This is a genomic window from Hydrotalea sandarakina (genome assembly GCF_003254115.1).
Classification (GTDB): domain Bacteria; phylum Bacteroidota; class Bacteroidia; order Chitinophagales; family Chitinophagaceae; genus Hydrotalea; species Hydrotalea sandarakina.
The window spans coordinates 278,392-290,674 of sequence record NZ_QKZV01000003.1; the positions used below are offsets into that span (position 1 = coordinate 278,392).

The 12,283-nt window shown below is 34.3% G+C and carries 13 protein-coding genes; 1 reads left to right on the top strand and 12 read right to left on the bottom strand.

All coding sequences use genetic code 11. The features are described from left to right. Genes LX80_RS06410 through mraZ form a run of 4 tightly spaced genes read right to left on the bottom strand, consistent with a single transcriptional unit; the run spans window position 1 to window position 3,849 of the window. A complete protein-coding gene (locus tag LX80_RS06410; RefSeq protein ID WP_111294409.1) occupies window positions 1-2,109 on the bottom strand; it encodes a penicillin-binding protein in 2,109 nt (702 codons plus the stop codon). Between the two features lie 9 nt (window positions 2,110-2,118). Beyond that, the gene (locus tag LX80_RS06415; protein WP_111294411.1) at window positions 2,119-2,445 is read right to left on the bottom strand and encodes an FtsL-like putative cell division protein; all 327 of its coding nucleotides are present in this window, start codon (window positions 2,443-2,445) and stop codon (window positions 2,119-2,121) included. A 12-nt stretch (window positions 2,446-2,457) separates the two neighbouring features. Beyond that, the gene (gene rsmH, locus LX80_RS06420; protein WP_111294413.1) at window positions 2,458-3,360 is read right to left on the bottom strand and encodes a 16S rRNA (cytosine(1402)-N(4))-methyltransferase RsmH; all 903 of its coding nucleotides are present in this window, start codon (window positions 3,358-3,360) and stop codon (window positions 2,458-2,460) included. A gap of 27 nt (window positions 3,361-3,387) precedes the next feature. Next, window positions 3,388-3,849 carry a division/cell wall cluster transcriptional repressor MraZ gene (gene mraZ / locus LX80_RS06425; RefSeq protein WP_111294415.1) on the bottom strand — a complete coding sequence of 154 codons (462 nt, stop codon included), beginning with the start codon at window positions 3,847-3,849 and terminating at the stop codon, window positions 3,388-3,390. A gap of 339 nt (window positions 3,850-4,188) precedes the next feature. On the opposite strand from mraZ, the gene LX80_RS06430 reads away from it, so the two are divergent. Next, on the top strand, window positions 4,189-5,436 hold the full coding sequence (locus LX80_RS06430; protein WP_111294417.1) for an S-adenosylmethionine:tRNA ribosyltransferase-isomerase: 1,248 nt from the start codon (window positions 4,189-4,191) through the stop codon (window positions 5,434-5,436). A gap of 4 nt (window positions 5,437-5,440) precedes the next feature. On the opposite strand, the gene LX80_RS06435 is transcribed toward LX80_RS06430, so the two are convergent. The 8 genes from LX80_RS06435 to LX80_RS06470 all read right to left on the bottom strand — a co-directional run bounded on the left by LX80_RS06435 (window position 5,441) and on the right by LX80_RS06470 (window position 12,136). Beyond that, a complete protein-coding gene (locus LX80_RS06435; RefSeq protein WP_245898005.1) occupies window positions 5,441-6,769 on the bottom strand; it encodes a sensor histidine kinase in 1,329 nt (442 codons plus the stop codon). Window positions 6,770-6,854: 85 nt separating this feature from the next. Further along, window positions 6,855-7,511 carry a CoA transferase subunit B gene (locus tag LX80_RS06440; protein ID WP_111294419.1) on the bottom strand — a complete coding sequence of 219 codons (657 nt, stop codon included), beginning with the start codon at window positions 7,509-7,511 and terminating at the stop codon, window positions 6,855-6,857. A gap of 25 nt (window positions 7,512-7,536) precedes the next feature. Next, entirely contained in the window at window positions 7,537-8,238 is a 702-nt protein-coding gene (locus LX80_RS06445; protein WP_111294421.1) for a CoA transferase subunit A, read from the bottom strand. Between the two features lie 127 nt (window positions 8,239-8,365). Then, entirely contained in the window at window positions 8,366-8,659 is a 294-nt protein-coding gene (locus LX80_RS06450; protein WP_170120392.1) for a DUF4296 domain-containing protein, read from the bottom strand. A 99-nt stretch (window positions 8,660-8,758) separates the two neighbouring features. After that, window positions 8,759-9,685 carry a type IX secretion system protein PorD gene (gene porD, locus LX80_RS06455; protein ID WP_111294425.1) on the bottom strand — a complete coding sequence of 309 codons (927 nt, stop codon included), beginning with the start codon at window positions 9,683-9,685 and terminating at the stop codon, window positions 8,759-8,761. Next, the gene (gene coaBC, locus LX80_RS06460) at window positions 9,678-10,880 is read right to left on the bottom strand and encodes a bifunctional phosphopantothenoylcysteine decarboxylase/phosphopantothenate--cysteine ligase CoaBC (RefSeq protein WP_111294427.1); all 1,203 of its coding nucleotides are present in this window, start codon (window positions 10,878-10,880) and stop codon (window positions 9,678-9,680) included. Before coaBC ends, porD begins: the two co-directional genes overlap by 8 nt. Window positions 10,881-10,968: 88 nt before the next feature. Beyond that, the gene (locus LX80_RS06465) at window positions 10,969-11,313 is read right to left on the bottom strand and encodes a DNA-directed RNA polymerase subunit omega (protein ID WP_111294429.1); all 345 of its coding nucleotides are present in this window, start codon (window positions 11,311-11,313) and stop codon (window positions 10,969-10,971) included. Continuing rightward, window positions 11,282-12,136 carry an outer membrane protein assembly factor BamD gene (locus LX80_RS06470; protein WP_111294431.1) on the bottom strand — a complete coding sequence of 285 codons (855 nt, stop codon included), beginning with the start codon at window positions 12,134-12,136 and terminating at the stop codon, window positions 11,282-11,284. Before LX80_RS06470 ends, LX80_RS06465 begins: the two co-directional genes overlap by 32 nt. Window positions 12,137-12,283 lie beyond the last annotated feature (147 nt).

Consider the following 12,283-nt stretch of genomic DNA (forward strand, 5'->3'; position numbering starts at 1 on the left):
TTAATTTAATGTTACCGATACAACCATTCCTTTTGAAATGGATTCTCCCGGCATTACTGATTGATTGATTACTTTACCTACACCTTTTACATTTACTTTTAAACCCATATTGCCACATAAATACATTACATCTTTTAACCCCATACCGGTTAAGGCGGGCATTTTATTCAATTGCACACTTTTAGAATATAACTTTGCACCTGCTTTTGTTCCTGCAATTCCAACCCAGTCATCAACAATATTCGCTGAATCCTTTGTTTTTATTTTCAATGATTGTACCAAGGTTAATGCATCATTTTTATATCCTATATAATTAAAATAGCTACTGTCAATTGCAGAAGCAAACATTTGCGTATTATTTTGCTTTACGTATAAAGTATATAACCTGTCGGCAATTTCTTTGAATACAACACCTGCCACATCTGCACCATAAAAAACTTTAGCAAATGGTTTGTTTTTTATTACCACTATACAAGTGTATTGTGGATGATTAGCCGGGAAATAACCGGCAAAAGAAGACTGATATACTTTATTGGCATATCCCTTATTTCCCTCGGCCACAAGTGCAGTTCCGGTTTTTCCTGCAACGGGATAGGGTGAGTTTTTAAATAATTTTTTAGCTGTGCCATTAATGCAAACCCCTTCTAAACTTTCTTTTACTTGTTTTAAAGTACTGTTGCTGCAAATCTTATTAATCAAAACTTCCGGTTCAATTTTTTTCAATACTCTCCCTTCCTCAGTTATTGCATTCACCAAATAGGGTTTCATCATTTTACCATTATTGGCAATGGCATTGTATAATGTAAGTGTTTGCAATGGTGTAACCTCAACATTATAGCCAAAAGCCATCCATGGCAAAGTGGTAGCACTCCAATTTTTACTACCGGGCTTAATAATGGTTGAATTACGTTCACCTACTAAATCAATTCCGGTTTTTTCGTCTAATCGAAAATTGTGTAATTGTTTAATGAAAGCGGATGGATTATTCCTATAAGCTTCTAAAGCCATTTCGGCCATACCAACATTCGAACTTAATTCAAAAGCTTGCTTAGCAGTAACTTCATAATTCCCATGTTGCTCGGCATCTAAAACTGTTCTGTCTGCAATTTTGAGAGTTCCACCATGCAAGTTCACCGTTTGATTGAGGGTTATTTTTTTATCTTCCAACAAAGCCATCAGGGTGGCCAACTTAAATGTTGAACCGGGCTCAGATGCATTTATGGCATAATTATAATTTTCATAATAATTACCATCTTGCCCTTTTCCCAGATTAGCCATTGCTTTTATTTTGCCTGTACTTGTTTCCATTACAATAGCGCAACCATGCTCAGCATCATTTTGAACCAACATTTTCAATAATGCATTCTCGGTAATTTCTTGGATTAGAACATCTATATTGGTAATAATATCTTTCCCATTAACTGCTTCCGACTCATATGCGCCATCAACAGGAACACCCACGCCACCGGCAATAAAACGAACCAACCTTGTTCCTGATTTACCTTTTAAAATGCTGTCGTAGCTTAATTCCAAGCCCACCTTAAATGAATCTCTATCTAAACCAATGGTTCTAAAAGCCAACATTTTATATGGATTTAACCGAATACTTTTATCATCGGCAATAAAACCACTTTTATTTTTACCTAACCGAACAAGCGGAAAACTTTTCATGGCTGTATATTGCTCGTATGAAATATTTTTTTTCAGCAAATAATACCTGAATTTTTCTTTATAGCCTTTTATCAAAATGCGCTTGTATTCTGCAGCAGATGCATCTTTAAACAAATTAGCCAAAGCAATGCTTAAAGAATCAATGTTTTCTCTAAACCTTTTACCATTTTTTTCCCTTAATCCTTCTGCACCAAAATCAACATAAATATCAAACTGAGGAATACTTGTACTTAACATTTCACCATCTTCACTGTAAATGGTACCTCTTTCTGCATCTGTTTCTACATAACGTTCATGTAAACTGTCACTTAAGCTTTTCCAGTACTTCCCTTGCACTTGTTGAATGTAAACAGCTTTGCCAAAAATGAAGACACCTGCCACTACTACTAAAATGTAGATTAGGTAAACTCTCCATAATATGTCGTTTTTTACATTCACTTGTATTCTTTATTTTTTGTTGATATAAATTTTAACAGGCAGTTCTTTATTTATTTGTAAACCCATTGGTTGTACTTGTTTTAAAATTTCCGATTCCTCGGTTTTGTACATAACCTCACTTTTTAAAGTTTTGTACTGATACTGTAAATCAGTTATTTCATTTTTTGTTTTACTTATGTCACGAATGGTTTTGTCAGCTATATGTCCGTTAGCTATGTATAACACAATTAAAAAGCTTACAAACAGAATAAATACCAGGTTATTGGTTATCCATTCCGACTTAAAAAGTTTATTCAACTTTTTGTTTTTTTTATTTTTAGATTGACCAGACACCATTCTATCTTCATTTTAAATTTTTTCAGCAACGCGCAATTTGGCGCTTCTGCTACGTGTATTCAATTTCATTTCTGCTTCACCGGGCACTATGGGCTTTTTGGTAATTAATTTAAATTTGGGTTGAAAAGAACTATTTCCAAAAGGATTATTTTCTTCTTCATCCATAACACCTTTAAAACTGTTTTTCACCAACCTATCTTCCAGCGAATGAAATGTAATTATCACTGCTCTTCCCCCTGACACTAGCACATCGGGTAATTGCTTCAGCAAATCAGTTAATGCCCCTAATTCATCATTCACAGCTATACGCAACGCCTGAAAAACTTGAGCAAAATATTTATTAGGATTACCCTTAACCATGTTGGCAATAGCAGATTTAAATTGTGCTATTGTACTAACGTGGGTGTGCTGACGAAACTGAATTATATGCTTTGCCAGTGTTCTGGAATTGGTAACCTCACCATACTTTTCAAATAACTGATGCAATTTTTGCTCTGAATATGTTTCAATAATCTTTTCAGCCGTTAATTCATTTCTATTATCCATCCTCATATCCAATGGACCATCAAATCGAATTGAAAATCCACGTGATGGCTCATTGAACTGATAACTACTTACACCCAAATCTGCCAGCACACCGTTTACCTGATTAATACCATAAAGCTTTAAAAAACGAGCTAAATGACGAAAGTTTTCAGGAATGAATACAACCCTTTCATCAGCCTTAAAATTTTTAAAAGCATCCGCATCCTGGTCAAAAACAAACAAACGCCCTTCATTATTTAACTTTTGCAGAATAGCGGCTGAATGCCCCCCACCACCAAAAGTGCAATCAACATAAATACCATTAGGTTGTATGTTTAACATATCAATGGCTTCATTAAGCATTACGGGTATATGGTAAGCAGCGTTCATTATATATTATTTAAAATAAATACCAATTTATTGCCTGCTATCCTCTAACCCACCCATAACATCTTTAGCCAAATTGCTGAAATCTTCAGGTGAAAAATCTTCAAAGAGCTGTTTATATTTAACAGCATCCCAAATCTCAAACCTATCTATGGCGGCAGCTAATACAATATCTTTTTGTAACGATGCATATTCTTTTAAAGAAGCAGGCAACAACAAGCGTCCTGCAGTATCCAATTCAACTTCGGTAGCACCACCTAAAAACTGGCGGCGGAATTGCCTTACTTTTGGGTCAAAATCATTTAACCGATTAATTTTTGCAATGATGGTTTCCCAACTTTTCATGGTGTACAGGGTAAGGCATTTTTCAAAACCACGACTTACAATAAAACGAGATTCTCCCTCCGGCAACTGCTTTTTTAAGCCACCGGGCAACAGGAAGCGACCTTTCGCATCAACTGTAGCCTCATATTCGCCGTGAAATCCGTTCATGTTATTGTTTGTGGTTTAAAATTACCATTTATTTACACAAAATAACACTTTTTCCCACTTTAAATGCAAATTTTGGGCTTTTCAATTTATCCACAGATGAAAATGAACGAAAAGCCTTATTCAGCCTATATTTGCTGCGAAAAACGAAACAAAACCCATTAATAAAATGTTAATTAGTGTGGATAAGCAATCAAAATTTGTGAATTAACATGTGAATAAGGAAGAAAACTGCCTAAAATTCAAACAACAACTCGCAGGTTCAATGAAAAAGGCCAATATGGAAAGAAAAACTTTTGATTGTATAATGCGGCGTAACCTCATACCAAAAAACCAAAGTGCATGAAACCCATCCCTTATATAGAAATAAAAGATTACCAATATGAACTACCTGAAAAGGCAATTGCCAAATATCCTTTACCGGAGCGAGATGCCAGCAAACTTTTAGTTTATAAAAATGGGAAAATTGAAACCAGTCAGTATAAATTTTTAGCTGAGTTTTTACCCGAAAATGCCACTTTGGTATTTAATAATACGAAAGTAGTTGAAGCACGTTTACAATTTTCAAAGCCAACTGGAGGCCAAATAGAAATTTTTTGCTTGGAACCTTTTGATGAAAATGAAGATATTATTGTGGCCATGCAAACTACCGGAAAAGTGAATTGGAAATGTTTAATTGGCGGTGCCAAAAAATGGAAAAGCGGAAACTTAGAAAAAAATATTGCTACGCCCAACGGTAATGTATTGCTGCAAGCCTGTAAAAAAGAACAAAGTAACGAAACAGGTGTTTATGTTATTGAATTTATATGGAATAATGATTCGTTAAGTTTCGCAGAAATTTTGCACTATGCAGGTATTATACCTTTGCCACCTTATTTAAATAGAGAAACAGAAAAGGAAGATGCCGTTCGCTATCAAACCGTTTATGCACAAAAAGATGGTTCAGTAGCAGCACCCACTGCGGGCTTGCATTTCACTACCCGTTTAATGAACGAATTGCAACAAAAAGGCATAAAGGAAGTTTACATTACGCTGCATGTTGGTGCGGGTACCTTTAAACCCGTTAAAGCAAATAACATTGCCCAACATGAAATGCATGCTGAATTTATTGATGTTCAAAAAAATACAATTGTTCATCTTTTACAACAAATAAATGCACCCATTGTAGCAGTAGGTACTACCTCTTTGCGCACATTAGAGTCGTTGTATTGGATTGGAGTTAAAATTCATGAATGGTTTCAAATACACCGAAATTACAATGAGTTAAATGATTTGCATGTGGAACAATGGGCACCTTACCAATTGAACAACAATTCCATTACCGCAAGCGAAGCATTGCAAGCTATTTTATACTGGATGGATGCAAAGGGAACTGAGCGGCTGATAACCAAAACCAGTATTATTATTGTACCGGGATATACATTTAAAATTATAAAGGGCCTCATTACCAACTTTCACCAACCACAATCAACTTTACTATTGCTCATTGCCGCAATTATTGGCAGCGAATGGAAAAAGGTTTATCAATTTGCACTGAACAACAATTTTAGATTTTTGAGTTATGGTGATGGCAGCTTATTGTGGCTGTAATTAACTATGCATTATTCATAGGCATTTCAATAGTAAAAGTGGTTCCTTTACCCAGAGTGCTATCAACTTTTATTTTGCCTTTATGTGCGTCAATAACTGTTTTAACATAGCTCATACCTAACCCAAATCCCTTTACGTTATGCACGTTACCTGTATGAGCCCTATAAAATTTTTCAAACACACGTCTAACGGTTTCTTTACTCATGCCAATACCATTGTCTTCAATTTGAATTATGAAGTTTTTACTTGCGTTTTGTGTAGTAATTTTAATTATCGGCTGTTCTTGAGAATACTTGATGGCATTGTCGACCAGATTGGATAATAAGTTGGAAAAATGTACCTCATCAACTACCAATAAATCATTTTTAGCATTGAGTTGAAGAATGACTTTCGCATTTTTTTCATTGAGCTGCAACTGGTAATTATCTATTACTTTTCTAATTAAATCGTGCACATGTATTTGTACTTTTTTCAATTGCAATTCCTGTTTCTCCGTAATAGCAGCCTGTAAAATAGTTTCCACATGTTTATTCATGCGTTTATTTTCTTCTTTAATAATGCCGCTGAAATAGTTTAATTTTTCTTTGTCAGATTGTACTTTTTCGTTGCGAATAGCATCAACAGCCAAAGAGATAGTTGCCAAAGGCGTTTTAAACTCATGCGTCATATTATTGATAAAATCACTTTTTATTTCACTTAATTTTTTCTGATTAATAAGGGTACGAACAGTAACATAAAAAGCTGCTAATATTACTAACATGAATATGGCAGCGCCAACTATTATCCACTTCAAAGAATCCCAAACTTGATGTTGAAAATCGGGTACAACTATTATTAAGTTTTCATATGGTCCTATTCCTTCTAAATCACTTCCACTTTCAGGCATTACCGGAACAAAAATTCTACGATTGTGCAGTGTGTCCCAAAATTCTTTTTCGAAGCCCGGTGACTTCATCTCTATTTCATCATTGTTGTTGGTAATGGCAAACTCAAAATTTAAATCTTTAATATTCGACTTATGAAATGCAGATCTTAATTTTTGATCAATATCCTGTTGAGAAAATCGGTCGCTTATGGCGGGTGGCTTTATTAAACTTAAAAAATCATTGGCAATTCTAAAACCGGGGCGTTTTGGAAAACGAAGTGATGGTGTATAATGCATGCTTTTACTTAAATCAACAGCTACATTAATACAAGCCTCTTTTACATTACGCTGTAGTTGCTCCTGCCTAACTGCCAGTAAGTTTTTTAACCAGGAAGCCTGTAATAAAAATAACCCGACAAGCGATAGAGATATTAAAACAACAATTAATGGAAAAGTTTTCTTCATCATTTACATCAAATATAATGTACCTGCTCTTAGCATAGGCAAAGGTTAAAGTTTTATAAAGCCTTTAACTTATTAAAATTATTAGTGATTAAAGTTCTATGTCAGGCACATTATCAGGGCAAATCAGCTTTCCCAAAGTTTTTCTTTTAATTTCTTCAACAGTAACTCCGGGTGCTTTCTCTTTTAACAGAAAACCATCTGGGGTAATTTCTAAAACAGCCAAGTCGGTAATTACCTTTTTTACACATCGCAATCCTGTTAATGGTAATGTGCAAGCCGGTAATAACTTACTTTCTCCTTTTGGATTTGTATGCATCATGGCAACGATAATATTTTTTGCACTGGCCACTAAATCCATAGCGCCGCCCATTCCTTTAACCATTTTACCGGGAATTTTCCAGTTAGCTATATCGCCTTGTTCACTAACCTCCATAGCACCTAGTACAGTTAAATCAATTTTTCCGGCTCTTATCATTCCAAAACTTTCTGCACTGTCAAATAAAGCAGCGCCTTTAATAAGCGTTACAGTTTCTTTTCCGGCATTAATTAAATCGGCATCTACTTCTTCTTCAGTCGGATAAGGCCCCATTCCCAAAATGCCATTTTCAGATTGAAATATAATGGTCATATTTTCAGGAACATAATTTGCTACTAAAGTAGGTATGCCAATACCTAAATTAACATACATGCCATCTTTCAGTTCTTTGGCAATCCGTTTAGCTATCCCAAATTTATCTAATGCCATAAATATGTGTATTAAAATAAATAAATTATTTATTAACTATTTTAACAGTGCGCTTTTCTATTCGTTTTTCGTAATTAACTCCTTGAAAAATTTTATGTACATATATACCTGCAACATGTACATCATCGGGGTCAATTTCACCGGGCTGTACTAAATGCTCTACTTCTGCAATTGTAATATTACCGGCTTTTGCCATTGAAGTAGAAAAGTTGCGGGTAGTTTTCCTAAATACAAGGTTTCCCATTGTATCTCCTTTCCAAGCTTTTACAATAGCAAAATCGGCATGCAATGCCAGTTCCATTAAATAAGGTTTATTATTAAAATAGCGGACCTCTTTACCAAAAGCCACCTCGGTTCCGAATCCGGCGGGTGTATAAAAAGCAGGAATACCCATGGCTGCCATTTGAATACGAGTAGCTAAAGTTCCTTGAGGAATTAAATCAACTTCTAATTCACCATTCAACAACTGTCGTTCAAATTCTGCATTCTCACCAACATAACTGCTAATCATTTTTTTTATTTGTTTTTTTTGCAACAACAATCCTAATCCAAAATCGTCAACCCCTGCATTGTTCGATATGCAAGTCAATTGATTAATTCCTTTTTGTACTAATGCCGCAATACAATTTTCAGGAATGCCATTTAAACCAAAACCACCCAACATTATTGTTGAACCACTTTCAATTGGTTGGATGGCTTCTTGGGCATTTGATACTACCTTATTCATACTTTATTTTAAGTTGATTTTAGAAAAATGAAAATTACCACAATCGCTAAAACTAACAATTGTTCACTTGCAATTTAATACAAATATTCTTAGCATGAGGAATAAAAAATAGCGTAGAACTTTCAGGCTATTTGTTTAATTTAAGAGAATCAACCGGTTGCATGGTAATACGTTTGCCATATGCCGAAAGTGAGTCAATTAATTTTTTCATTTTATCGGGATGCTGTTCGTAATAGGACAAACTATGGTAAAAGCTGCTTTTAGTAATATGGTGCCAATAAAAAACCTGTTCAAATTGTTTTCGATCATCTCTCATTTTTCTAAACACGGTATCCTGCCCTGCCTTCATGTTATTCCATTCATTAGCATTCAACAAATCCCACATTACCACTTTCATAGTATCGAAATTAAGTATGGGCATTTCAGATTTATGATGGTTACATGCAGTTAGTGCGATAAAAAAACAAATCAGGATTAAAAATTTCTTCATTTTATATTTAGAAAATAATAATATATTAAATTACAGTTGCAATTGTTCTTTGTATTTTGTTGCATTACCTACATCTAAATTGGTGAAAACATCAAGTGCTTTCATTTTCTCATCAGCATTTGCTTTTACAAATAAGCCAATTAATTCCTGCACTTTTGTTTGCATAAAAAATTGAACGAACATGGTATTAGGGTGTTCCCGATTAAATGATTGTAATAAATTTAATGCTTGCAATACACCTGAACGGCCTTGTTGCTCATTATCATACATATTATCTAAGCCTAAACGATAGTAATCATAAATAACAGTATGCAAAATATTGTTGGCATTGTTTGTTAAATTATCAACTAACCAATATCGGTTTCGTAAACCATCAAATGCGCGCCAGCCACTAATACTGGCATCTTCGGGTGCATTATTAACAATATTTTGCGCTTTTAAAAAATAGGGCTGACCTGCTTTTGGCGCAAACGAATCATAATCCAAACCAATAATAACATAAGCATAATATGCTAATACAGCAGTTAAATTGGCTACCAAGGGATCGCTTCCCTGTACTCTATTATCATTAAATTCAATTGGTTGAAATTCAATATATTTAAATGTTACATCCGGATCTTGAAAATTTACCAATGCCGCCTGATAGGTACTATTATAAACTGGCCTGGCTGCCTGAATTATTAAAGAAGAAGTAAACACATTGGTTTGTGGCATTGATTCAATATTGAACAAGAAACTACAAACAATTTTTTCGGCAGGGTTGAATTGATCGTCAGTCCACTTACGACTATTTAAAAAATTGGTTAATTGTGACTGTAGTGTTGTAAAAATTTTTTTATCAATAGTAGTATTTACCCTGCTTGCATTAATAGTTACCTTGGCTTGCAACTCTTGGGCAAAACCAAAATGAACCAATGAAAAAGAAAAGACAAGTAATATAATAAAAAAATTACGCATTTATTTCTTTACTTATAAAAACAACAATTTCTTTTGCCACTTCGGTTTTAGATTTTAATGGTACAACCTCTTGATTACCGTTTTTTGAAATAATGGTAACTTGGTTGGTATCGAAACCAAAACCTGCATGTGCATTATTGAGTGAATTTAGGACAATACTATCAATTTTTTTTGCATTTAATTTTTCTAAGGAATTTTTAAGTTCATTTTCTGTTTCTAAGGCAAAGCCCATAACATATTGATGCGGAAGCTTACTATGACCTAATAAAGCTAATATATCAGTTGTTTTAACTAAAGTCAACTGCCATTCCGATTCTGATTTTTCTTTTTTAATTTTCTGTGTTGCTTGCTGAACAGGAGTAAAATCAGCTACCGCCGCATTCATTATGATAATATCTGCTGTTGGTGCTTCAGTTTTGCATTGTTCCAACATTTCATTGGCAGTAGTAATATTTATGCGCTTTATTTCATCATAGTTCAGTTTTTCAGAGGAAGGACCTGCAACTAAAACTACATCAGCACCTTGCAAAAAACAAGCTTCAGCAATTGCAAAACCCATTTTTCCCGATGAATGATTGCCAACAAAACGAACCGGATCGATGGGTTCATAAGTAGGGCCGGCAGTTACCAGTACTTTTTTATGTTGCAATAAGTGTCCTCTAAAAAAATGAGCAACCAAAAAATTAATGATATTTTCAGGTTCGGCCAAACGCCCCTCACCGACTAAACCGCTGGCTAATTCACCATAACCAACAGGCATTACGGCAACTCCATCTTGTTCAAGCAATTTCAAATTACGTTTTGTTGAAGGATGTTTCCACATATCTTCATCCATTGCAGGGGCAACGGCTACGGGACATGTGGCGGAGAAGTAAACAGCCAACAATAAATTTTCGCAAATGCCATTGGCCATCTTAGCCAATGTGTTTGCACTTAAAGGGGCTATCAAAAAAACATCGGCCCAACGTCCAAGCTCTACATGGTTTGCCCAAGTAGATGCACTGGATAAGTTTTGCAATACCACATTTTTGCTAAGTGTTTCCAAAACCAAAGGACTAACAAACTTTGTAGCAGATGGTGTCATAATTACTTTTACTTCCGCACCCTGTTTTGTTAGCATCCTTACCAGACCTATTATTTTATATGCTGCAATACTGCCAGTAATACCAATTAAAATTTTCTTATTTTGAAGCATATATTGAAATTTATTTCAATTAATAAAACAGGCAGTATAAAAATATATACTGCCTATTTTTTATTAATTATAAAGATATTTAAAACTATTAGCGAAACAAGTCGTTGTCAGTATTTAATCTGTAATAAATTTTTCCTTCCATAAATTCATTTAATGCCAATATTGCGGGATTAGGCATTTTTTCATAAGCACGAGAAATTTCAATTTGTTCTTTGTTTTCATGAATTTCTTCCAAGCTATCCGTGTGACTGGCGAATTCATCTAACTTATTGTGCAACTCTTCACGAAGCGTAATATTAATTTGATTGGCACGACGTGCAACTATGGCAATAGATTCGTAAAGATTGCCGGTAATTTCTTTAATATCTTTCAAACTTTTAGGCTCAACAGAGCTAGGTATATTAGCGCTGAGCTGTCTTCTTAGCTTGCTCATTTTGTATGTTTTTTATTAAGTTATTTGTTTCTGTTTTTATTTTTTGTATTTCGTTGGTGTATTTGCTTCCTTGAAAACGATCCATGAATTCAGAACAATCGGCTTTTACCTTCTCATAACGTTCTAATTGTTTGTCCGGATAACTCATTTCAGCATATTTAAAATAAGAAAGCACTGCTTGATATTTGTATAAATCACCATTCTTTGAATCAGGATAATTGTCCAAAACACCCGAAAAAGTAATGGCAGCAGCTTTATAATAGCCTAAGTTATAATACAATTGAGCATTCAAATAATCTTTGGTTTCCAGCTTTTCTCTGCATAAATCAATAATATGGTTGGCCTCATTTACTTTAGGTGAACCGGGGTGCATATTGATAAAGGCCTGCATTAAACCAATGGCTTTATTGGTATTGGTTTGGTCTAATTCAGGTTTGGGTGATTGTTTATAAAAAGTATAAGCACGCATATATTCACATTCTTCCGATTTTACGCTGGAAGGGAATGTTTCTGTGAATGTTTTAAAATAATTTTCTGCGTTCAAATAATCTTTTTGATAGTAATAGCAATAAGCCAATTTATAGTACATATCCTCGTACCTATCAGTACCTTTCACGTACGGAAATAAATCTTCAAAGAGCTGCTGAGCAAAGTTGTATTTCTTGTTTACATAAAATTGTTCAGCCATTTTAAACTTGTAATCTATGTCTTTACTTTTTAATATTTGCGAAAAGCGATGGCTTCTTTGAAGCCTAACCCCTTTGCGCGAACAGGCAGTAAATCCAACTATTATCACTAATGAAAACAATACAAGTTTCTTCATACAAGTTTGCGAAGGTAAATAATTTTGCAATATAACTATGCAGCTTTTAAGTATACGTTAATTTTTGCTATTTTTTTTAAATCTACGCAAATATTTATCATTGATTGAAAGGTATATTGTAGACAGGTTAAATAACTGAAAAAAGCC

What these genes read in the sequence shown, in the direction of transcription:
- LX80_RS06415 (WP_111294411.1), bottom strand. Translation starts at nt 2,445, where the DNA reads ATGGTGTCTGGTCAATCTAAAAATAAAAAAAACAAAAAGTTGAATAAA.
- rsmH (WP_111294413.1), bottom strand. Translation starts at nt 3,360, where the DNA reads ATGAACGCTGCTTACCATATACCCGTAATGCTTAATGAAGCCATTGAT.
- mraZ (WP_111294415.1), bottom strand. Translation starts at nt 3,849, where the DNA reads ATGAACGGATTTCACGGCGAATATGAGGCTACAGTTGATGCGAAAGGT.
- LX80_RS06430 (WP_111294417.1), top strand. Translation starts at nt 4,189, where the DNA reads ATGAAACCCATCCCTTATATAGAAATAAAAGATTACCAATATGAACTA.
- LX80_RS06435 (WP_245898005.1), bottom strand. Translation starts at nt 6,769, where the DNA reads ATGATGAAGAAAACTTTTCCATTAATTGTTGTTTTAATATCTCTATCG.
- LX80_RS06440 (WP_111294419.1), bottom strand. Translation starts at nt 7,511, where the DNA reads ATGGCATTAGATAAATTTGGGATAGCTAAACGGATTGCCAAAGAACTG.
- LX80_RS06445 (WP_111294421.1), bottom strand. Translation starts at nt 8,238, where the DNA reads ATGAATAAGGTAGTATCAAATGCCCAAGAAGCCATCCAACCAATTGAA.
- LX80_RS06450 (WP_170120392.1), bottom strand. Translation starts at nt 8,659, where the DNA reads ATGCCCATACTTAATTTCGATACTATGAAAGTGGTAATGTGGGATTTG.
- porD (WP_111294425.1), bottom strand. Translation starts at nt 9,685, where the DNA reads ATGCGTAATTTTTTTATTATATTACTTGTCTTTTCTTTTTCATTGGTT.
- coaBC (WP_111294427.1), bottom strand. Translation starts at nt 10,880, where the DNA reads ATGCTTCAAAATAAGAAAATTTTAATTGGTATTACTGGCAGTATTGCA.
- LX80_RS06465 (WP_111294429.1), bottom strand. Translation starts at nt 11,313, where the DNA reads ATGAGCAAGCTAAGAAGACAGCTCAGCGCTAATATACCTAGCTCTGTT.
- LX80_RS06470 (WP_111294431.1), bottom strand. Translation starts at nt 12,136, where the DNA reads ATGAAGAAACTTGTATTGTTTTCATTAGTGATAATAGTTGGATTTACT.